Raw genomic sequence first — 22,651 nt, 5'->3', positions numbered from 1 at the left:
ACAGAACCAGGTTGTCGCGATGACTGACATGAAGCCACTGCTGATCGAACTCGGCACCGAAGAACTGCCGGTCAAGGCGCTGCCCGGGCTGGCCCAGGCCTTCTTCGACGGCGTGATCGCGGCGCTCGACAGGCGCGGCGTCGCCGTGATGCGCGAAGGCGCAAAGCCGCTGTACACGCCGCGCCGCATGGCGGTGCTGCTGCCGGGCGTCGCCAGCGAGCAGCCCGAGCAACGCTCGGAAGTGCTCGGGCCCTATCTCAACATCGCACTCGACGCCGACGGCAATCCGACCCGGGCGCTGCAGGGTTTCGCAGCGAAAGCCGGCATCGACTGGACCTCGCTGGAGAAGACCACCGACGCCAAGGGCGAGCGTTTCGTGCATCGCGCGGTGACGCCGGGCGCGGCCACCGCGACGCTGCTGCCCGACGTACTGCGCGAGGCGATCGCCGCGATGCCGATCCCCAAGCCGATGCGCTGGGGCGCGCACAGCTACGCATTCGCGCGGCCGGTGCACTGGCTGGTGATGCTGCACGGCCACGCGATCGTCGAGGCGGAACTGTTCGGCGTGCGCAGCGGCCGCGCCAGCCGTGGCCACCGCTTCATGCACAACACCGCAGTCGAGATCGCCGCGCCAGGCGACTACGTCGACGCGATGCGCAGCGCGAAGGTGCTCGTGGACGCCGACGTGCGCCGCGCCGGGATCGTCCGCGAGGTCGAAGGCGTGGCCCGCGCGCTCGGTGGCGATGCACGCATCGAGCCGGACAACCTCGAGCAGGTGAACTGCCTGGTCGAATGGCCGAGTGCGGTGGCATGCACGTTCGAGCACGAGTTCCTTGCCGTGCCGCAGGAAGCGCTGATCGCGACGATGGAAGCGAACCAGAAGTTCTTCCCGGTGCTGCAGGACGGCCGGCTGACCGAGCACTTCATCGGCATCGCCAACATCGAATCGAAGGATCCGATCGAGGTGGCCAAGGGCTACGAGCGGGTGATCCGTCCGCGCTTCGCCGATGCGAAGTTCTTCTTCGACGAGGACCTCAAGCAGGGCCTGTCGGCGATGAACGAAGGCCTGAAGACCGTGACCTATCAGGCCAGGCTCGGCAGCGTCGCCGACAAAACTGCGCGTGTCGCCGCGCTGGCCGAGGTGATCGCGCCGCAGGTCGGCGTCGATGCCGCGCTGGCGAAGCGGGCCGCGCTGCTGTCGAAGGCGGATCTGCAGTCGCGCATGGTCAACGAGTTCCCGGAACTTCAGGGCATCGCCGGACGCTACTACGCGCTGCAGGACCCGGCGCTGGCGGACCTGCCGGACGCCGATCGCGCCGCGCTGGCGAACGCGCTCGACGAAGCCTGGCAGCCGCGCTTTGCCGGCGACGACATCGCGCTGTCCCCGCTGGGCAAGGTGCTGGCGATCGCCGAGCGCCTCGATACCCTTGCCGGTGGATTCGCCGCCGGGCTCAAGCCGACCGGCAACAAGGATGCGTTCGCGCTGCGGCGCAATGCCCTGGGGCTGGCACGCACGTTGATCGAGAGCGGGTTCGACCTCGACCTGCACACCCTGATCCGCGCCTCGGTCGAAGGCGTAGGCGCGCTGCCCGCCGGCAAGGACGGCGTGACGGCCTTTGCCGATGCCGGCGAGCTCTACGACTTCATCCTCGATCGCCTCAAGGGCTACTACGCCGACAAGGGCGTGACCGTGCAGCAGTTCAACGCCGTCGCCGCCATGCGGCCCGGCTCGCTGTACGACCTCGACCGTCGCCTCGATGCGATCGGCACCTTCGCGGCGCTGCCCGAAGCCGAGGCACTGGCGGCGGCCGACAAGCGCATCCGCAACATCCTGCGCAAGGCCGACATCGACGTGCCGCGCACCGTCGCTCCGGCCCTGCTGCGTGAGCCCGCCGAATCCGCGCTCGCCGAGGCCATCGAGGCGGTCCACGCCGAAACCGCGCACGCGCTGGCACAGGGCGACTACGTGACCGTGCTGACGCACCTGGCGCGGCTGCGCCCGCAGGTGGATGCGTTCTTCGACGGGGTGATGGTCAACGCCGACGATGCGGCCCTGCGCGGTAACCGGCTGGCGCTGCTGACCCAGCTGTCGGCGCGGCTCGGCAGCGTGGCGGCGATCGAGCACCTGTCGAGCTGAGCGCCATGGCGCGCGGGCAATCCGCGCGCGTGCAGTGGTGACAACAGCGGCACGGCCCGGGCGCCCGCTCACCGGGCCGCCGTTGGCGCATGCGGGGGTTTGTCATGAAACGGAAATGCCCGATCGCGCGCCCGCAGGGATGCGTTCCGCCAGTACATGGTGGCGGCCGCATTAATCGAGCCTTGACGCCGCTCCGGTATCCTCGCGCGATGTCTCGCGTCCAATCGTGTATTGCCGCCGTCGTCCTCCTGCTGTCGTCGGTCGCGGCAAATGCCGCGCGCGTGGAACGCGTCGACATCGTCGGTCTCGACGAGGAGATGACCGAGAACGTCCGCGCCTCCCTCGGCCTGTACGAAGCGATCGGCAGGGACGTTTCGGGCCGCCGCATGGCGTATCTGCTGCGCGAGGCCGAAAAGCAGACCCGCAGGGCGCTTGAGCCGTTCGGCTATTACTCGCCGACGATCGACATCCAGCGCGATCGCGAAGGCGACGCCCTCGCGGTGCGCGTGGTGGTGGATCCGGGCCAGCCGGTGCGCGTGCGCAACAGCGACATCGCGATCCTCGGTCAGGGTAGCCAGGACCGTTACCTGGAGCGCGACATCGCCCGCTTCGTGCCCAGCGTGGGCGCGGTTTTCAACCACCCCGAATACGAAGCCAGCCGGAACCGGCTGAGCCGCCGTCTGACCGAGCGTGGCTATTTCGATGCGGAGTTCGTCTCGCGCCGGGTCGAGATCACGCGCGCCGATTTCGCTGCCGACATCGATCTCGTCTGGAACAGTGGCGACCGCTACAACATGGGCCCGACCACGTTCGAGCAGACACCAGAGCAGGTCGTCAACGATTCTCTGCTCGAGCGCCTGGTGTACTGGGAGGAAGGCAGCTATTACCACCAGGGACGCATCGACCGGTTGCGCTCGTCGCTCGGGCGCCTGGACTACTTCTCCAACATCGACATCGAACCGGAGGTCGATCAGGCCAACGAGCGCCGCGAAGTGCCGATCAAGGTCACCTTGACCCCGGCCAAGCGCAGCATCTACACCGCCGGCGTCAGCTACGGCACCGACAGTGGCGCCGGCATCCGGCTCGGGGTCGAGCGACGTTACGTCAACATGCGCGGCCACAAGGCGCTGGCGCAGATCGACTATGCGCAGAATCGCAAGACGCTCACCCTGCAGTACCGCGTGCCGGCGTTCGCCTGGCGCGACGGCTGGTACACCGCCAGCCTGCAGGCCGCCGACGAGCAGACCGATTACATCGATTCGCGCCGCGTCGAGTTCGTCGCCAGCCGCAATGGCCAGTACAACGAATTCCTGAACCTGGTCGCGTCGCTGCACGTGCTGCGCGAGCGCTGGGCCTACGCGCCCGAGGAGGATCCGGACAATCCGGTGAATGGCGACGGGGACGAGGACTTCGACGGCGCGCTCTACCGCTACGCCACGTTCGCCTTTCCCTCGCTGCGCGCCGAGTACATCGACGTCGACGATCGCCTGTTCCCGACCCGTGGCATCGGTGGTTCGCTGATGCTGCGCGGCGGCGTCGATGGCGCCGCATCGGACGCGACATTCGCGCAGATCCACACCCGCGTCAGCTGGTTCCACGGCATGGGCGAATCCAACCGGCTGATCCTGCGCGGCGAACTGGGCCACACCTTCACCGACACGGTGGTCTCCATTCCGCCAAGCCTGCGCTTCTACGCCGGTGGCGACCGCAGCATCCGCGGCTACGACTGGCGCGAGGTGGGACCGCGGATCTACACGCGCAACGGGGACCGCGCATTCGCGATCGGCGCCAGTAGCGTGGTCACGGCGAGCGTCGAGTTCGAGCACTATTTCACCCGGACCATCGGCGCTGCGGTCTTCGTTGACAGCGGCGACGCCTTCGACGGGCGCTCCCCGGACTGGCATACCGGCGTTGGCATCGGTGCGCGCTATCGCTCGCCGGTGGGCCCGGTGAAATTCGACATCGCCCGCGGCCTCGACAACCCCGATTCGCCGTTCACCATCGGCCTGTCGATCGGCGCGGAGTTCTGAGATGGCGTTCCGCCGACACCGGTTGCCCAGTGACCTGACGCCCGAGGCGCGTGAGGCGCGCATTGCCGAGCTGCGCGCGCGCCGCCGGGCTCGCGTACGCAAGCTCGCGATCCGCAGCGCGATCGGCATCGCCACGCTCGTGGTGCTGCTGATCGTCGCGGCGTGGTGGTTGCTGACGACGTTCGGGGGTCGCGATTTTCTCCTGCACCAGATCGCCGCACGCCTGCCCACGGGCACCGAACTCACCTGGCGCGCGGCCGAAGGCCCGGCCTCGGGTCCGCTGACGATGTACGACGTGCGCTTCGTGCACCGCACCTGCCCGGACGTCGAAGAACAGCCCGTGCCCTACGGCCAGTGCGACGAGCCGCGCGTGCTGGTGTTCGAAGCCGCCCGCGTCACCATCGATCCGGCGGTGATGCCACTGGTCGGCCGTCGGCTGCGGCTGGACGTGCTCGACATCGACAACGCCGTGCTGTCGTTGCCGGCGTCGGTCGATACCCCGTTCGAACTGCCGCGTTGGCCCGAGTCGCTGCCACGCATCGATCTGCCACTGTCATTGCAGGCCGACGCCATCCGCATCGACGGGTTCCGCGTCGAACGGACCGGCGAGGGACTGATCGACATCCGCAGCGTCCGCGGCGGCGTCGATGCGCAGCAAGGCGAACTGCAGCTTGTCGATATCGTCGTCGACAGCGACCGCGGCTGGTTCACCGCCCACGGCGTCTATGCGCCGGGTGACGACTACCGCATGGACCTCACCGCCAGCGCACTGATGCCCGCGCCCCCGGCGCGGACGCGTCCGCGCATCGGCCTGGTGGCCCGCGGTGATCTTTCTCTGCTGGATATCGCCATTGTCGGCCACGCCCCGGAACCCCTGAAGGCGGTGCTGACCCTGCGCGGCCGCGAGGCCCCGGGCTGGGCCCTGCGCGCCGACAGCACGCGACTCGACCCGGGCCTTCTGACCGGCAGTGGCCAGCCCGGCACGCCGATCGCCTTCGATCTCCGCGCCGACGGCGAGGGCGGTGTGGCGGAGCTTCAGGGCGAGGCGCGGATCGGTGAGGCCGACGCGGATCCACTGCGGATCGTGCTGCAGCCCTCGAAGGTCCGGCTGGAAAACCAGCGGCTCGAGCTCGATCCCGTGATCGTCGATGTGTTCGATGGCCGGCTCACGGTACGCGGCCATGCCGACGTCGCCGAACCGGGCGATGTCCGTTTCCGGTTCGCGGCCAATGCACGGGGCCTGCAGTTCGGCGCCGATCCGGACGCCGCCGAGTCCGCACCGCCGATCACCGCCGATGTGGACCTGGGCCTTGCCGGCACAACCGCGTCCTGGGCCGCGATCGGCAAAGGCACGGTGGAGCGTGACGGTCTGGCCGCGAAGGTGGATTTCGATGGCCGCGGCGATGAGAAGCACCTGCGGCTGCAGACCGCGCGCGTCACGATGCCGACCGGCACGCTGGACGCGGCCGGCGACATCGCCTGGGCGCCGGCGTTGCAATGGAATCTCGACGCGACACTGGCAGGATTCGATCCCGGCTATTTCGCCCGCGACTGGAAGGGCGCGATCCGCGGCAGCCTCGCCACGACGGGTGCCACGCGCGACGACGGCGGCCTCGAGGTCGCGGTGGATGCGCGCGACCTGGGCGGCACCCTGCGCGGCCGCCGGCTCGATGGGCATGCGACATTCGCGATGCACGGCCCGGCCACTGCCGCAGGCGAGGCGGGACGCAGCGATTTCGAAGGCGAGGTGGCGCTGACGCTCGGCAACAGCCGCCTCGATGCGACGGCGACCATGACCGACCGGCTCGACATCGACGCGACGCTGGCCCCGCTGCAACTGGCCGATCTGCTGCCCGACACCGGTGGCGTGCTGCGCGGCACCGTGCGCGTGACCGGCCCGCGCGCCGCGCCGGACATCGCCGCCGACCTGACCGGCACCGCCCTGCGTTATGGCGACTACGCCGCAGCCAGCGCCCGCATCCGCGGCAACCTGCCGTGGCGCGGCGGCGACGGCGCGCTCGATGTGATCGCCACCGGCGTCAATGCGGGCCTCGCCCTCGACGAGGTGCGGCTGTCCGCACGCGGCGCGGTGGAGCGGTTGCAGCTCGATGCCAGCGCGCGTGGCGAGGCCGGCAGCCTGCAGCTCGACGCCAGCGCCCAGCGCCGCAACGGCAACTGGCAGGGCACGTTGGCCACATTGCAACTGGCCCCGAGCACCGGCGCGAACTGGGCGCTGCAGTCGCCCGCGCGGTTCCAGCAGATCGGCACGCGCTACACGCTGAGCGAGAGCTGCTTCGCCTCCAGCGGGGGGGGTTCGCTGTGCGCCAGTGCGGACTGGCCGCGCAGGGGCGTGTCGGTCAGCGGTACCGGCCTGCCGCTGTCGCTGCTCACGCCTTACCTGCCGGAGCAGGACGGCGGGCGGCCATTCGTGCTGCGCGGCGAGCTCGACCTCGAGGGCAGCGCGCGCCCGGTCGGCAACGGTTTCGCCGGCAGCGCCAGTGTGCGCTCGGCCAGCGGCGGCGTGCGGACTTCCGAGCGCGCGCGCAACGCGGTGCTGAGCTACGAGGACTTCGTGCTCGATGCACAATTCGACGCCAGCCGCCTCACCGCCACCCTGTCGACCGTGCTCAACGGAACCGGGCGCATCCAGGCCCAGATCAGCAACGGCTGGGATGCCTATTCGCCGCTGTCCGGTTCGCTGGTCGCCAGCATCGAGGACCTGACCTTCGTCGAACTGTTCTCGCCCGACATCGTCGAGCCGACCGGGCGGCTGACTGCCGACATCGCCCTGGGCGGTACCCGCTCGCAGCCGACGATCGGCGGCCATGCGCGCCTGCGCGACTTCTCCACCGAGATCCCCTCGCTGGCGATCGCGCTCGAAGACGGCAACGTCGATCTCGACGCGCTGCCCGACGGGACCGCGCGGATCGACGGCAGCGTGCGTTCGGGCGGCGGCACGCTCGACATCGGTGGCGGCATCGGCTGGCGCGGCGATGACACGCCCGTGGTGCTGACCCTGCGCGGCACCGACGTGCTGGTGGCCGACACCAGCGACATGCACATCGTCGCCTCGCCCGACATCACCCTGCGCTACGCCGCCGGGCAGCCGCTCAACCTCAGCGGCAAGGTCTTCGTCGACACCGCCCTGCTCGATCTCGAGGAGCTCAGCGAAGGCGTGTCGACATCGTCGGACGTGGTGGTACTCGATCCCGCGGATCCCGAGGACGTCACCACCGCCTCGTCCCTGGAACTCGACCTCGTCCTCGGTGTCGGCGACAACGTCGGCCTGCGCGGATTCGGCTTCGACGGCCGGATGCGCGGCGAGCTGCGCGTGCGTGCAGTGCCGGGCCGCGAGATCACCGGAAACGGAAAGCTCGAGGTCGATGGCCGCTACCGGGCCTATGGCCAGGACCTGCGGGTCACGCGCGGCAACCTCATCTTCAACAACAGTCCCGTCTCCGACCCGCTGCTGGATGTACGCGCGGAGCGCCGCATCGAGGCCGAGGACATCACTGCCGGCATCGACGTCACCGGGCGGGCGTCCTCCCCGCAGGTCAGGGTGTGGACCGACCCGTCCACCGATGATTCGCAGGCGCTGTCGTACCTGGTGCTGGGCCGCTCGGCGGCGAGCCTGACCAGCGCCGAAGGCCAGCAGCTCGACGCGGCAGCGGCCGCGCTCAACGCCGGGGGCGACCTCCTCGCCAGTCAGCTCGGCAGTCGTCTTGGCCTCGACAATGCCGGCATCACCCAGTCGCGCGCGCTCGGCGGCAGTGTGCTGGGCTTCGGCAAACAGATCTCGCCGAGGCTCTACGTCGGCTTCGGCGTATCGCTGCTGGGCACCGGCCAGGTGCTGACGCTCAAATACCTGCTGCGAGCGGGCTTCGACGTCGAGATCGAGTCGAGCACGCTGGAGAGCCGCGGCTCGGTCAACTGGCGCCACGAGCGCTGATCCAACCGGGCCAGCCGCTTCTTGCGGGGCTGGCTGATGCTCGCGCGCGCCGATGGAGCCATCCCGGGCCAGGAAGTGCCGCAACGCAGCGTTGATCGCAAACGGGAGTGCCGCCTGGGTGGCTGTTCTGCTCCATCCGGCGCAGCCCCTTCGACAACGATCGGCGCGCAGAGCAGCTCGGCTGTGGCAGCTCTCCGGCGAAGACCCGACGGGGCCGGGCAGCCTGCAGGCGCGCCGCGCATCGAGCGCCTGGCATGCCCTCCATCAGGGAAAACGGCTCGCCCGCTTCCCGCCGGCTGCGCCTCAACGCCCGGCCGGCAGCGCCAGCACCTCGTCGCGGAACACCGCGACATGCGGCACGCCGTCCGCGCCGATCCAGCCGCGGTACATGCCCGGGGTATTGAACGGAAACGCGACGCGGCCGCGGGCATCGAGTGCGATCGCGCCACCGTCGCCGCCGGCGGCCGGAATCTCCCGGTCGATCACCGCATCCGACGCCTCGCGGATGTCGTCGCCACGCAGGCGCACGCGCGCGCAGATCTCGTGCGCGGCGGCAGCGCGGATGTAGTACTCGCCCCAACCCGTGCCCGACACCGCGCACTGCGCATCGGCCCAGGTCCCGGCGCCGATGATCGGCGCATCGCCGACACGGCCGTAGCGCTTGTTGGTCATGCCGCCGGTCGACGTGCCTGCGGCAAGATGACCGGCGCGGTCGAGCGCGACGGCGCCGACGGTACCGAAGTAGGGACGTGCGTCACCGGTCAGCACCGAGGCCTGCGGCTGCGACATGCGCTCGGCCTGGAGGGCGCGCTGCAGCTGCTGCCAACGGCGTTCGGTACGGAAATAGGCCGGATCGACCAGCGTGATCCCCTGCGCCTGCGCGAATGCCTCCGCGCCTTCGCCGATCATCATCACGTGTGGGGAGTCGGTCATCACCGCGTCGGCCAGCAGGATCGGATTGCGCACGCGCGTCACGCCGGCGATGGCGCCCGCCTGGCCGCTGGCGCCATCCATGACCGCGGCGTCGAGTTCGTTGCGGCCGTCATGCGTGAACACCGCGCCGCGCCCGGCGTTGAAGCTCGGCGCGTCTTCCAGCACGGTGATCGCCGCCTTGACCGCGTCCATCGCCGGTGCACCCGCCTGCAGCCTCGCGTGGCCGGCGCGCAGCGCGGCCTCCAGCGAGGCGCGTGCATCGGCCAGTCCGGCCTCGTCGAGATCGCCTGGTGCGACGCCTGCCCCGCCGTGGATCGCGAGCACGGTCGCGGCGGGCGCAGCCGGCTGCGCGGCTGCTGCGGCCGACGTGGTCACCGGTGAGGCCGCTCGAGCTGCGGGCGAGGACACCGCAGCGTTCGCAGCGCCCACGAGCAGCACCAGGCCCGAAACCCGGCACATCCACTTTCCGATCCGTTTCAACATCTGCTCCCTGTTCGTCGGCCGGGGCCGGGGTCGTGATTCGATAGGCGTCCAGGCCGTCGGCCGGGAATGCCTGCGCACGCTAGCGCACGCTCAACGCCTGCGCGAGGAAGGGCGCGGTCCGGCTCCGGGGCGACTTCGCCACCGCGGCCGGCGTCCCTGCAGCAACGACATGTCCGCCCTCATGCCCGGCGCCCGGGCCCATGTCGATCAGCCAGTCGCTCGCGGCGGCGACGCGCATGTCGTGTTCGACCACGACCACCGTGCTGCCGGCATCGACCAGCCCCTGGAGCTGGCGCATCAGGGTGTCCACATCGCTCGGATGCAGACCGGTCGTCGGTTCGTCGAGCACGTAGACCGTGCCGCGCCGCTGCGCGCGTTGCAGTTCGCTGGCGAGCTTGATGCGCTGCGCCTCGCCGCCCGACAGTTCGGTGGCCGGCTGGCCCAGGCGCAGGTAGCCCAGACCGACGTCCAGCAAGGCCTGCAAGGGCCGGACCACCGCCGCCTCGTCGGCGAAGAATGCAGCGGCTTCGGCAACGGTCATCGCGAGGATGTCGGCGATGTGTTTGCCGCGCAGCGTGACCTGCAGCGTCTTGGCGTCATAGCGGCTGCCATGGCAGGTCGGGCATGGCGCATAGACGCTTGGCATGAACAGCAACTCGACGGTGACCGCGCCCTCGCCCTCGCAGGTGCCGCAGCGGCCCTTGGGGACGTTGAACGAGAAATGCCCGGCATCGAAGCGTCTCCGCCTGGCCAACGGGGTCGCCGCGAACAGCTTGCGCACGTGGTCGAACATGCCGGTATAGGTGGCGAGGTTCGAACGCGGCGTGCGTCCGATCGGTTTCTGGTCCACGCGCACCAGCCGCCGCACCGCGTCCGCGCCACCGGCGATGTGGCCTTCGAGCGGCACCTCGACCCCGCGCTCCAGTGGATCGAGCGGTACGTCCTCGTCCTCGCGGCCCTGGCCCAGATGCGCTCCGAGCAGCTCGACCAGAGCCTGTCCGACCAGCGACGACTTGCCCGAACCGCTGACGCCGGTGACCGTGGTGAACACACCGAGCGGAATGTCGACATCGAGTCCCTGGACGTTGTGGCGATGCACGCCGCGCAGCTGCAGCCAGCCTTCGGGCGAGCGCGCCTGTCCTGTCATCGCCGCGTCGCCGTCGACGAGGTAGCGCCGGGTCTGTGAGGCCTCGATCTTCGCAAGGCCGTCGAGCGGCCCGCTGTAGAGCACCTGGCCACCGAATTCGCCCGCGGCGGGGCCGACATCGACGATCCAGTCCGCATGGCGGATCACGTCGATCTCGTGCTCGACGACGAACAGCGAGTTGCCGGCGCCGCGCAGCTGGTCGAGCGCGCGCAGCAGCGCCTGCGTATCGGCCGGATGCAGGCCCGCGGAGGGTTCGTCCATCACGTAGACCACGCCGAAGAGCTGCGAGCGGATCTGGGTGCCCAGGCGCAGGCGCTGCAGCTCGCCCGGCGACAGCGTCGGCGTCGCGCGCGCGAGGGTCAGATAGCCCAGTCCCAGATCCTGCAGCACCTTGAGCCGGGCGAGCAGATCCTGGGCGATGCGCTGCGCGGCCAGCGCCTGTTCGGGATGCGCCTTTGCATGCGTGCTGCCGGCGGCGGCGGGCGCCAGTAACGCGGCGAGCGCATCGAGAGGTTGCTGGGAGAACGCCGCGATATCGAGACCGGCAAAAGTCACCGACAGCGCCTCGCGCCGCAGCCGTTTGCCATCGCATTCCGGACACGCCGCGCTGACCAGGAACTGCGCGGCGCGTTTCTTCTGCTGCGCGCTCTGGGTATTGGCGAAGGTGTGCAGCACGTGGCGGCGGGCACTGGTGAACGTGCCCATGTACGCCGGCTCGACCTTTGCTTTGCGCGCACGCCGGACCTCCTCGAGATCGAAGCCCGGGTACACCGGCTCCACCGGCTGTTCGTCGGTGAAGAGGATCCAGTCGCGGGTCTTCTTCGGCAGCTTCGACCACGGCACGTCGACGTCGATGCCGCGCGAGGTCAGGATGTCGCGCTGGTTCTGTCCGTGCCAGGCACCGGGCCACGCCGCCACCGCGCGCTCGCGGATGGTCAGCGAGCGATCGGGCACCATCGAGGCTTCGGTCGCGTCGTAGATGCGGCCCAGGCCATGGCAGGTGGGACACGCACCGGCGGGCGTGTTGGGTGAAAAGCCGTCGGCGTAGATGATCGACTGCCCCGGCGGATAGTCGCCGGCGCGCGAGTACAGCATGCGCAGCGAGTTGGAGATCGTGGTCAGGCTGCCCACCGACGAACGCGCCGTCGGCGTCCCGCGCGCCTGCTGCAATGCGACCGCCGGTGGCAGGCCTTCGATGGAATCCACCTGCGGCACGCCGGCCTGATCGATCAGCCGCCGGGCGTAGGGCGAGATCGAATCCAGATAGCGCCGCTGCGCCTCGGCGAACAGCGTGCCGAAGGCCAGCGACGACTTGCCCGAACCGGACACGCCGGTGAAGACCACCAGCGCATCGCGCGGAATGTCGACGTCGACATCCTTGAGATTGTGTTCGCGCGCGCCGCGGACGCGGACGCAATGGCTCGGATCCTGCGAAGGGGACGCAGGCGGGTCGCGGCGGGCTGTCATGGCGACGATTATCGCCCGCGCTCGTGGGCATGCCGTCGTCTGGCCGACACGCCCGTGTGCATGGACCGTGCGACCGAGGCGCGCAGCCGTCGATGCGCGAGGTCGTCAGGTCGACACCGCCGGGCGCCGGCTGTTTGCACGGCGCCTGCAGGGAGCCTGCGCCTGCTGCGTCGACGCTACCGGTGGCGCGTGCCGCCCCCATTGTGGGGCGGGGGCGCGTCCCCGGTCGCTCAGCCGTCAGGGGCCCAGCAGCGCCGGCCTCAAGCCTGCGATGCGGTCTGGTCGACGTGCGCGCGCGTGCTGTGCGTGCCTGTGCGTGTCTCGGCACCACGGTTGCGCGCACGCAGCCGCCGTCGCCGTGCGGCATCGATATCGCAGGCTTCGATCGGCAGTACCCGATAACCGACGTTCGGCAGCGTATGCAGCACGCGCGTGTCGCGGCCGCGGTCAATGGCCTTGCGCAACACATAGAGATGGCTGCGCAGCGCGTCGGAGTCGGGCGTCTCCAGGCCCCAGAGCTCGTGCTCGACCTGTGAGCGCGTGACCACGCGTGGCGATTCGCGCATCAGGATCTGCAGGATGCGGAAGCCGGTCGGCGTCAGGTCGATCACTTCGCCGGCGCGCGTGACGGTCTGCGAGCGCGGGTCCAGCGTCAGGTCCCCGACCTCGAGGATCGCCGGCGCCACTTCGGCGCGGCGACGCCGGATCAAGGCGGTGATCCGCGCTTCCAGCTCGGCCGGAAAGAACGGTTTGGTCATGTAATCGTCGGCCCCCGCGTCGAGCCCGTCGATCTTGTCCTGCAGGGTGTCGCGCGCGGTCACCATCAGAATCGGTGTTTCCGTATTCGCGCCATCCTCTCGAAGACGTCGACAGGCCTCCACCCCATTGAGGCGCGGCATGGCCACATCGAGCACGATGACGTCGTAGGCGTTCTCGCGGGCCAGGTTGATCGCGTCGAGTCCATCCTCGGCAAAGTCGATCTCGTAGTGATGCCGTTCGAGCCACTCGCCGACGAGTACCGCCATGGTCTTGTCGTCTTCGACGAGAAGCACGACCCCGCGGGTTTTGCTTGGCATTGAATTCCTCCTGGTTCCCTTGGCCAGGACGCGCTGACGCGACTCCTGGAACACTTTCTGCGCAGGACAGGAAGCGACCTGCAGGCATTCCCCTGTCCTCATCCGATCGTTCCCCACGCCCTCGGTGCCACCGACCGGCGGCCTGTGGCACGTCGTCGGAGGCTCCTGCGGGGGAAGCGTTTCGGGGACACCTGTTGTCGGTGTTTTCACGTTGGGCTGCCGTGAAGCCTTCCGTAGAGTTTTCACGGCACGCAGATTCTTCCCGACCGTCAGGCACAGATCGTGATCACCTCTGCGACTGCGTAGCGCTGTCTGTCCGCAGAGCGGCGGTTCGTCGGGCACGGCATGCGGTGCGGTCTCCCGCCTTGACTCGCCGCGCCGGACCTCCCCGCTGGAGCACCCCCGGTTCACCCCGTGATCTGTACCGCGAGAACTCCCGCCAGCTCATCGAAATCGATGGGCTTGAGGCAGTGCGGCACCCGGGAGAAGCGGGGCGGCAACAGGTCGCGCGCGTAGGCGGTTACGAAGACCAGCGGGATTCTGCGCGCCTGCACGGCATCGGCCACCGCGAAGGTGCATTGGCCTCCAAGGTTCACATCGAGGAGTACGGCTTCAAGGCCGTCCAGTCGCGACACGGAACGCAGCGCGTCCTCGACATTGCCGACCGGCCCCAGCACCTGCGCACCAATGGCCCGAAGCGCTTCTGCAAGCGCATCGGCAATCAGATAGTCGTCCTCGACCAGCAGGATGTGGCGATTCAGAAGGGGCGCGGAAAGTAGCGTCATGGACGTGGGCTCCTCGTCTATGCCGCCCGGTCCGACCGCGGCAGCGAGGAGATGCTGGGACATGCGCCGTGCAGCCAACGCGAGGCTCGGCGGTTGTGCAACTGCAGCGTTGTCGTTCGCTGCAGGAACTGCCGGAACTACTACTCGCGAGGGGGCTCGGCAGGTCTGTGTGCGGAGCCCCGCAGCAGGTCGCGGATGCGGACCAGGGCGACTTCCGCGCGATCCAGCGCTTCAAGCGCCCGCACATGGTCGCCGTCGGCGACGAGGCGCCGGCCCAGCGTTACGGAAATCCCGACGGCGTTTGCCGCATTGCGCAGGTCATGCATCCATTCGCGTTCCTGCGTATCCATGGCGTCAGCTGTGCTCACGTTGTTTCATCCGCGCAAGATGGTTGTGGACAGTGCGCACGCTGACGCCGAGCAGACGTGCCGCCGCAGTCTTGTCGTTGCCGCAGTGCTCCAGCGCCTTGATCAGCATCCGACGCTCGATTTCCGCCCAGGGGGTGCCGAGCGTGAACGCCAGCGTGTCACCGACCTCGAGCGGCGGCGGCATCCGCGCAGCCTCCAGATGCATGACGAGCTCCTCGCCAGGGGCCAGCAGATACGCGCGGTGCACGACATTGCGCAGCTCACGGACATTGCCCGGCCAAGGGTGGCGGCGCAGGGTGCGGGCACTCTGCGGAGACAATCGCTTCTCGAGGTCATAGCGGCGGTTGAACGCGTCCACGAAGCGGCGCGCGAGCAGCAGCACGTCTTCGTCGCGCTGGCGAAGCGGCGGGATCGGGATGTGGACTTCCGCGATGCGGAAATACAGGTCCTCGCGCAGTCGGCCTTCCGCGAGCGCGACGCGCGGATCGAGCCGGGTCGCGGCAATGATGCGGACGTCCATGTGCTCGAGCTCGTCAGCGCTCTCGATCCGGCGTAACAGCGCGCCCTGCAAACCTGCCGGCAAGGCGGAAACCTCGTCCAGGAACAGGGTGCCATCGGATGCTTCCGCAAAGACGTCACCTGCACCCTGGCCCTCGCCGCGCCTCGAACCGAGCAACCGCTCGATCAGGTGCTCGGGTGGCATGGATCCGCAATCCAACCGGACAAATGCACCACTCCGCCCGCTCATGGCGTGGATCGCGCGGGCAAACATGTCCTTTCCTGCTCCGGTCTCGCCGGTCAGCAGCAAGGCTACTTCCGTGGCCGCCAGGGCACGTGCCAGTCGCGTGGGTTCGCGCATCGCCGCGCTCGCCGCGACGACGCCCGGGATAGGTTCGGCGCCGGGCACCTCCACGGTGCGCGAGACCCGCCGCGATTCACGCAGCACTGCGACGAACGACATCGGATCGAAAGGTTTGACGAAGTAGTCGTTGACCGGCCCGGATACCGCACGCGCAGCGGTCTCGACACTGGGGTGACCGGTGATCACCGCGACCCGCGGATGCAGGGCGGGGTCGATTTCCGCCAGCAGATCCAGACCGGAGCCGTCCGGCAGCTGGATATCGAGCAGCAATACATCCGAGCCCACGCGCAGAGCTTCGCGCGCCTGTGCCACGGTGGCGGCCAGCCGGGGGGAGAAGCCTTCGGTCCGTGCGAGCCCCGCGATCGATTCCGCGAAACCCGCGTCGTCGTCGATGATCAGGAGGTCAGACACGGCGGCATTCGCCGGCACGCAGATTTTTCATCTTGTCGACTGTGGATCAGAGCTCGTGAATCCACTGTGCTTTTCCGCGCACATGGCGGCCGCGCCTTTCCCTGATGTGCAACTGCCGCACGCCTTGCACTTCTTTCACGGAACGGAACTTGCGTATTCAGGCGTATACCAGTGGCAGCGCTTCGGATACGGTCGGCGCCGAAAGCGGAACCGCACGCGCAGACGTCATCGCCTCGCTGGCCACGAAGGTACCGTCGGCATTACGGACCCGCAGCAGCCCGCCGCCCTCGATGATGCGGCGAACCGCGCGATCCTGCAGCGCGGATGTGCGACTGAAGTAGGTATGGATGATCTGTCCGGTCGGGTCGCTGAGTACCCAGAGGCGCAGGCCCATGTCGTACTGGATGGTGTGTGTCATCGCGCTCTCCTTCGATGGCCCCATTGTTCAGGGGCCAGATCCAGAACCCGTGAACCTCCGGGCAGCAGCGGGCAGCAAGTGCGCGACGCAGAAAACACTGCGCGCGTCAGGGCGCAGGGTCGGTCGCCTGGTCACGTTTCCTCCACCGCCGACAGCGCCAACTGACGGCCCATTCACCTCGAGGTACTGCGATGGCGATCAAGACCCTGGAAGAGCTTTTCGTTCACGAGTTGTCGGACGTCCACTCGGCGGAGCGGCAGATGTCCAAGGCCCTTCCGCGTCTCGCGCGTGCTGCGGAAAACCCGCAACTTACAGCGGCCTTCGAAACCCATCTGGAAGAGACCGTCGGCCAGATCGAACGCCTCGACCAGGTGGTCGAGTTGCTCGGCATCCGCCTCAAGCGCATCAAGTGCGCGGCCATGGAAGGACTGGTCGAAGAAGGCAAGGAAGTGATCGACTCGATCGAGAAGGGCCCCGTGCGCGACGCGGCGCTGGTGGGCGGCGCGCAGAAGGTCGAGCACTACGAGATCGCGGCCTACGGCACCTTGTGCGCCCTGGCCAAGCAGCTCGGCTACGACGACGCGGTGAAGCTGCTGAAGGCGACGCTGGACGAAGAAAAGGCGACCGACGAGAAGCTGACGATCCTGGCCGAATCGGGCGGCAATCAGCGCGCTGCGCAAGCCTGATCGGTACATCCGGCCGTCTGGCGGATGGCAGCGCCGGGCGCTGTCACTCGCTGTCGTCTGCTGCAGTGGGGGCCGGCGCCGCAGGGTCTGGCATTGCGACCTGAGTGCGGACAGTGCCTGCGAGAAGTTCGCGTGTGGCGCTCGGTGCGAGCGCGCGCTTGCCTGCAAGGATGCACGCGTGATGACGCGTCCTTGGCAGCCGGGTGAGCACCGGCGCCGGCCGAGTCCGGCGTCGGTGCCAGGCCGGGCGATTCATTTCGCGGAGCAAGACACCTCCACGAACCGGAGCGTCCGGCCTGGTCCCGGCCGCGTCCCGTCAGGATGTGGCGCGCTCGCAGTGCTATCGCGGGCGGGCCCGGCCACGGGCTGAGCGCCCAGTCGCTACTACCGCATCAGATCAACTCAACGGGCGACCTGCACGCCCCGCAGCGACGGCGCACCTTCGCTGACCTCGGTCCATACGATGTAGGCCTGTCCATCGCGGACCTGCATCTGCGGAAATCCGGTGCCACGGCCGCGCCCCTGGGGGCTGGCGACCTCGATGCGTTCGTATTCGGTCGCAAGATCCGGACTGCGGCGCGACAGCCACAGGGACTGCACGCCCGCCGCGTTCTCGCGCAGCCACAGCGCCCACGCCTGCCGGTCGTCGAGTGCGACGGCCACCCGCCCCTGCACCTCGGCGCCGCTGTCGAGCACGACCGGCGGGGTGAAGCTGTCGCCCGCATCGTCGCTGCGTGCGATCTGCACCTGCGGCTCGCCCGATTGCGCGCTGTACCAGGCGACGACGACGTCGTTCTGTACCGCGGCGACGTCGGGACCATTGACCGGACAGGCAGGCATCACCCAGTCGTCAGCATGAACGCGTGTCGGCTCGGTCCAGCCGTCGCCCTCGAAGCGCGTGGCCATGATGTCGCGCACCTCGCCATCACTGCGGCCGCGGTAGACCAGCAGTGGCCCGCGCGCGGTCACTGCGGCGGCAGTCTGGCAGCAGTCGCAGACGCTGGCATCGATCTCGTGCTCGCGCACCCGGCGTAGATTGGCGTCGAACTGGGCCGCGCGCAGGGTCATCGGGCGGCTGTCGGTCTCGCTCCCATGTCCGCCCTCGTGGCCACCGTGGCTCGTGCCGACGGTGTTGCGACCATCCAGCCAGGCGATGCCGATGCCGCCGTCCTGTGGCCACATCGACACGAAGCCGTGTTCGGTCCGGGTGCCGTCGTCATGCGGAACCACCGGCGCGCCCCAGTTGGCGCCGCCGTCGGCGGAGCGGACCAGGGCGACGTCGTAGGCATAGGGCGCATCGCCGCTCTTCTGCAGCCACTGCGCCCACAACGCACCGTCGGGCGTCGGCAGGATATGTGGCGTATCGGCCCAGTTGACGAACATCCGGTTGCCGATCGCGATCGTCGTCGGCGCGTTGCGCCACACCTGCCCGATCGGGTCGAAGCGCGAGAACTGGAACACGTGGCGGCGCCCTTCACGCGAGTTCACCCAGCTGAGCGCCAGCACGCCGTCTGCGCCCAAGGCGAGATCGGGCGAAGCCGAGCCGGCACCGGTGGCCGGCAGTGCCCATTCGACGATACGGCTTGGCGCGTCGACCGCGACGGTCGCGGCTGCGTCCGACGACCGTGGCGGCTCCGGGGCATCCCCGCCGCAGGCGGCCAGCAGCGACGCGGCCAGCACCACAGGAAGCGCGCGCAGTGCGGGCGTGGCACGGCGCGGAACACACGGAAAGGCGGACATGGCAAGGCTCGCGGGCGTGTCGGATTCAGGCCACAAGCGTACCTTCTGTGCCACGACCGCGTGTCTCCGCACCCGCCCGCAAGCGTCATCGTCGTGCGTTACACCGATCCGCTGGAAGCGCAGATCGCCTGCGACCTCTTGCGCGCCGAGGGCATCGATGTGCACCTGGGGGACGCGCATATGGCGCTCGCCCACTGGGAATGGCGGTTGGCGATCGGTGGGGTGAAGCCGCATGTGCGCGACGAGCAGCTCGCGCAGGCCCGCGAACTCTCCGCCGGCTGGAGGCCGGAGAGTTTCGGTTGCCGGCAGACGATGACGAGGCCGAGGCCGCGCAGGCCGACGCGCCCCACGCGAAAGCCTCTCCAGCCGGCTGGCATGGGTGGGACTGATGCTGTTGGCGATTCCACTGCCCTGGCGCCGCCGCCTGCGCGACTGACGCGGACGCAGCGCGCAGCGACCTGCTTGTCAACGGGTACCGCCGGCCCGGAGGGATTGCCACAATCGCCGCGCGGCGCTGCTGCCGCGCTCAATCGTGGATCCAATGCAACAGTCCGATGCCGCTCTCGCCCGCTCCCTCGCAACGCGTATCGCCGGCACGATCGCCGCCGAGATCGGTGCCCAGCCTGCGCAGGCGGTCGCCGCGATCGCGCTGCTCGACGAAGGCGCGACCGTGCCGTTCATCGCGCGCTACCGCAAGGAGGTCACCGGCGGGCTCGACGACACCCAGCTGCGCAATCTCGAGGTGCGGCTGGCCTATCTGCGCGAACTCGAGGACCGCCGCGCGGCGATCCTGGCGAGCATCGACGAGCAGGGCAAGCTGACCCCGGAGCTGCGCACCGACATCGAGGCCGCCGACAGCAAGGCGCGCCTGGAAGACCTGTACCTGCCCTACAAGCAGAAGCGCCGCACGCGCGCGCAGATCGCGCGCGAGGCCGGCCTCGAGCCGCTGGCCGACGGCCTGCTCGCCGATCCCAACCAGGCACCGGAGGTCGTTGCTGCCGGCTACATCGATGCCGACAAGGGCGTCGCCGATGCGAAGTCCGCGCTCGAAGGCGCTCGCGCGATCCTGATGGAGCGCTGGGGCGAGGACGCGAGCCTGCTGGGGGAGCTGCGCGACTGGCTCGACGCCAACGGCGTGATCCGCGCCCGGGTGGTCGAAGGCAAGGAGGCTGCCGGCGAGAAGTTCCGCGACTACTTCGACCATGCCGAGCCGCTGGCGAAGATCCCCTCGCACCGCCTGCTCGCGCTGTTCCGCGGGCGCCGTGAGGAATACCTCAATCTCGAGCTGGAGCCGGGCAACGATCCCGAACAGGGCAATGCCTATGCCGAGGGCCGCATCGCGCGTCATGCCGGCATCGCCGCGCAGGGGCGTCCCGCCGATGCCTGGCTGCTCAACGCCTGCCGCCTTGCCTGGCGCGCGAAGATCCACCTGCACCTGATGATCGACCTGTTCGGCAAGGCGCGCGAAAAGGCCGAAGCCGAAGCGATCAACGTATTCGGCGACAACCTCAAGGACCTGATGCTTGCCGCGCCGGCCGGCCCCAAGGTCGTGCTCGGGCTGGATCCGGGCATCCGCACCGGTTGCAAGCTCGCGATCGTCGATGCGACCGGCAAACTGCTGGCCACCGAGACGATCTATCCCCACGAGCCGCGCCGCCAGTGGGACCAGTCACTGCACACGCTCAAGGCCCTGTGCGTGAAGCACGGCGTGCAGCTGATCGCGATCGGCAACGGCACAGCCTCGCGCGAGACCGACCGGCTCGCCGCGGACCTGCTCAAACTGCTGCCCGAACAGAAGATGCAGAAGATCGTGGTCAGCGAGGCGGGCGCGTCGGTGTACTCGGCATCGGAAGCGGCGGCCAAGGAATTTCCCGGCCTGGACGTGTCGCTGCGCGGCGCGGTGTCGATCGCGCGCCGGCTGCAGGACCCCCTGGCCGAGCTGGTCAAGATCGAGCCCAAGGCGATCGGTGTGGGCCAGTACCAGCACGACGTGGACCAGTACCGTCTGGCGCGCGCGCTGGACGCGCGCGTCGAGGACTGCGTCAACGCGGTCGGCGTGTTCGTCAACACGGCCTCCAGCGCCCTGCTGGCGCGCGTGGCGGGCCTGACACCGAGCGTTGCCGAGAACATCGTCGTGCACCGCGACGCGAACGGCCCGTTCATGCGTCGCCGCGACCTGCTGAAAGTGCCGCGCCTCGGCGAGAAGACCTTCGAGCAGTGCGCGGGCTTTCTGCGCATCGCCGACGGCGACGAGCCACTCGACGCCTCGTCGGTGCACCCGGAGGCCTACCCGGTGGTCGAGCGCATCGTCGGCATGAGTGGCCGCGACGTGAAACAGATCATCGGCGACGGCGCCTTCGTGCGCAGCCTCAAGCCCGAACAGTTCACCGACGAGCGCTTCGGGGTGCCGACGGTGCGCGACATCCTCAAGGAGCTGGAGAAGCCCGGACGCGACCCGCGCCCCGAGTTCAAGGCCGCGCAATTCGCCGATGGCGTCGAGGACATCAAGGACCTGCAGGTCGGCATGATCCTCGAAGGCGTGGTCAGCAACGTCGCTGCATTCGGCGCCTTCGTCGACATCGGCGTGCATCAGGACGGCCTGGTGCACATTTCCGCGCTGTCGACCAGCTTCGTCAAGGATCCGCGCGACGTGGTCAAGGCAGGCGACATCGTCAAGGTGAAGGTGCTGGAGGTCGACGTGCCACGCAAGCGCATCGCCCTGACCTGCCGTCTCGACGACGTGCCGGGCGACAAGCCTGCGCGCGAGTCGCGCGGCGAAGCCCGCAGCGACGGCCGTGGGCCGCGCGGCGCGCGTCCGGGCGCGGGCCGGCCGGCGACGGTCGCCGCCCCGGCCAACAACGCCCTCGCGGACGCATTCGCGCGCGCACGCGGACGCTGAGCGCGCCGCCCCGCCGCCGTCGGCGCATGCCGGCGGTGGGGCCGGCCGTGAGGTCGCGGCCACCGGGTCCGGAACGGCGACCGCCGGGACGCCTCAGGGCCCGACGCATCCGCGCGCGGTCCCGTATGAACACGCCTTCGCGCGCCTGTCGGGAGTACGCCCGCCCCAGGCCGCGACGGCCGCCACCTGAAATGGGCCCGCCCGATTCGCGTCCGCTTGATGTCGTGCCTGTTGTTGTGGGTGCATCCGCCAACAGCTCGCTTGCGCGACGCGCGGATAGCCGTATGGCGACCCCACCCAAGATCAGGCAGGTGACGCATGTTCATGCACAACAAAAAGCTCCAGTACACGGTCCGTGTGCAGGAGAGCAATCCGCAGCTGGCAACCCTCATGCTCGAGCAGTTCGGCGGCCCGCAGGGCGAGCTCGCCGCGGCGATGCGCTATTTCACCCAGGCGCTGGCCGAGGATGATCCGGGCCGCAAGGATCTGTTCTTCGACATCGCGACCGAGGAGCTGAGCCATCTGGAGATCATCGGTTCGATCATCACCATGCTCAACAAGGGCGCCAAAGGCGAACTGGCCGAAGGCATGGACGAGATGGCCGAGATGCGCAATCTCACCGGCAACAGCACCAGCCAGACCCAGGCGATCCTCTATGGCAATGGGCCCGCACTGGTGAACTCGAGCGGCGTGCCGTGGACCGCGGCCTACGTCGACACGATCGGCGAGCCGACCGCCGATCTGCGCTCCAACATCGCTGCGGAAGCACGCGCGAAGATGGTCTACGAGCGGCTGATCAACGTGACCGACGACCCGGGCATCAAGGATGCGCTGACCTTCTTGATGACCCGTGAGATCGCCCATCAGAAGGCGTTCGAAAAGGCGCTCTACTCGATCACGCCGAACTTCCCGCCCGGCAAGCTGCCCGGCCATCCGGACTTCACCGACGTCTACTACGACATGTCGCACGGCGGCGATGTCGCCGCGTCGTGGAATTCCGGCGAGCTGTGGACCAGCGTCTCCGAGCGCGAGCTGCAGGCCGCCGTGGATGGTGGCGACGGCAGCGCCTCGGTCGGGCTCAAGAAGACCGAAGCGGCCGCGGTCGAGGCGTTTGCGGCGCGTACGGCGTCGGCGCCGGACGCCAATCCCGTAACCGGCGCCGAGCTCGGTGCGGGGCCGGGCGCCGGAGCGGTCCTGCGTTGACGGCAACGGGCCACGCTTGCACTGCCTGCGTGGCCCGGCTTCTTGCACGGCACCCGA

At 69.1% G+C, this 22,651-nt stretch carries 13 protein-coding genes and 1 pseudogene; 6 read left to right on the top strand and 8 right to left on the bottom strand.

All coding sequences use genetic code 11. From position 1 onward, the window contains the following. The first annotated feature begins 19 nt into the window (after positions 1–19). The 3 genes from glyS to EGK76_RS11000 all read left to right on the top strand — a co-directional run bounded on the left by glyS (position 20) and on the right by EGK76_RS11000 (position 8,116). A complete protein-coding gene (gene glyS, locus EGK76_RS11010) occupies positions 20–2,137 on the top strand; it encodes a glycine--tRNA ligase subunit beta (protein WP_123832636.1) in 2,118 nt (705 codons plus the stop codon). A gap of 209 nt (positions 2,138–2,346) precedes the next feature. Beyond that, complete coding sequence (locus tag EGK76_RS11005; RefSeq protein WP_123832635.1) at positions 2,347–4,167, top strand: autotransporter assembly complex family protein; 1,821 nt, start codon at positions 2,347–2,349, stop codon at positions 4,165–4,167. A 1-nt stretch (position 4,168) separates the two neighbouring features. Next, the gene (locus EGK76_RS11000) at positions 4,169–8,116 is read left to right on the top strand and encodes a translocation/assembly module TamB domain-containing protein (protein ID WP_096296674.1); all 3,948 of its coding nucleotides are present in this window, start codon (positions 4,169–4,171) and stop codon (positions 8,114–8,116) included. A gap of 303 nt (positions 8,117–8,419) precedes the next feature. Here the strand turns inward: EGK76_RS11000 and EGK76_RS10995 are convergent, their stop codons facing one another. The 7 genes and pseudogenes from EGK76_RS10995 to EGK76_RS10965 all read right to left on the bottom strand — a co-directional run bounded on the left by EGK76_RS10995 (position 8,420) and on the right by EGK76_RS10965 (position 16,066). Next, on the bottom strand, positions 8,420–9,457 hold the full coding sequence (locus EGK76_RS10995) for an isoaspartyl peptidase/L-asparaginase (protein ID WP_233580279.1): 1,038 nt from the start codon (positions 9,455–9,457) through the stop codon (positions 8,420–8,422). A 154-nt stretch (positions 9,458–9,611) separates the two neighbouring features. After that, positions 9,612–12,146 (bottom strand): excinuclease ABC subunit UvrA, encoded by a 2,535-nt coding sequence (locus tag EGK76_RS10990; RefSeq protein ID WP_123832634.1) that lies wholly within the window; start codon positions 12,144–12,146, stop codon positions 9,612–9,614. 392 nt (positions 12,147–12,538) lie between these two features. Further along, positions 12,539–13,222: pseudogene (locus EGK76_RS10985) on the bottom strand (response regulator transcription factor); the annotation flags it as partial. A 407-nt stretch (positions 13,223–13,629) separates the two neighbouring features. After that, positions 13,630–14,070 (bottom strand): response regulator, encoded by a 441-nt coding sequence (locus EGK76_RS10980; RefSeq protein ID WP_123832633.1) that lies wholly within the window; start codon positions 14,068–14,070, stop codon positions 13,630–13,632. A gap of 77 nt (positions 14,071–14,147) precedes the next feature. After that, positions 14,148–14,357 (bottom strand): hypothetical protein, encoded by a 210-nt coding sequence (locus tag EGK76_RS10975; protein ID WP_096296678.1) that lies wholly within the window; start codon positions 14,355–14,357, stop codon positions 14,148–14,150. Positions 14,358–14,361: 4 nt separating this feature from the next. After that, a complete protein-coding gene (locus tag EGK76_RS10970; protein WP_123832632.1) occupies positions 14,362–15,648 on the bottom strand; it encodes a sigma-54 dependent transcriptional regulator in 1,287 nt (428 codons plus the stop codon). Between the two features lie 157 nt (positions 15,649–15,805). After that, positions 15,806–16,066: a hypothetical protein gene (locus tag EGK76_RS10965; protein WP_123832631.1), complete on the bottom strand. Its 261-nt coding sequence runs from the start codon at positions 16,064–16,066 to the stop codon at positions 15,806–15,808. Between the two features lie 191 nt (positions 16,067–16,257). On the opposite strand from EGK76_RS10965, the gene EGK76_RS10960 reads away from it, so the two are divergent. Further along, on the top strand, positions 16,258–16,752 hold the full coding sequence (locus EGK76_RS10960; RefSeq protein ID WP_096296681.1) for a ferritin-like domain-containing protein: 495 nt from the start codon (positions 16,258–16,260) through the stop codon (positions 16,750–16,752). A gap of 402 nt (positions 16,753–17,154) precedes the next feature. Here EGK76_RS10960 and EGK76_RS10955 read toward each other — a convergent pair whose 3' ends face one another. After that, the gene (locus EGK76_RS10955; protein ID WP_123832630.1) at positions 17,155–18,492 is read right to left on the bottom strand and encodes a sialidase family protein; all 1,338 of its coding nucleotides are present in this window, start codon (positions 18,490–18,492) and stop codon (positions 17,155–17,157) included. Positions 18,493–19,033: 541 nt separating this feature from the next. Between EGK76_RS10955 and EGK76_RS10950 the strand changes: the two genes are divergently transcribed. Continuing rightward, complete coding sequence (locus tag EGK76_RS10950; RefSeq protein WP_096296684.1) at positions 19,034–21,391, top strand: Tex family protein; 2,358 nt, start codon at positions 19,034–19,036, stop codon at positions 21,389–21,391. Between the two features lie 318 nt (positions 21,392–21,709). Next, on the top strand, positions 21,710–22,594 hold the full coding sequence (locus EGK76_RS10945) for a manganese catalase family protein (RefSeq protein ID WP_096296685.1): 885 nt from the start codon (positions 21,710–21,712) through the stop codon (positions 22,592–22,594). Positions 22,595–22,651 lie beyond the last annotated feature (57 nt).

It is taken from the genome of Luteimonas sp. 100069 (assembly GCF_003813845.1).
Taxonomy (GTDB): domain Bacteria; phylum Pseudomonadota; class Gammaproteobacteria; order Xanthomonadales; family Xanthomonadaceae; genus Luteimonas; species Luteimonas chenhongjianii.
The sequence above is the reverse complement of the archived record's forward strand: the minus strand, read 5'-3'. Positions and strand labels throughout refer to the sequence as shown.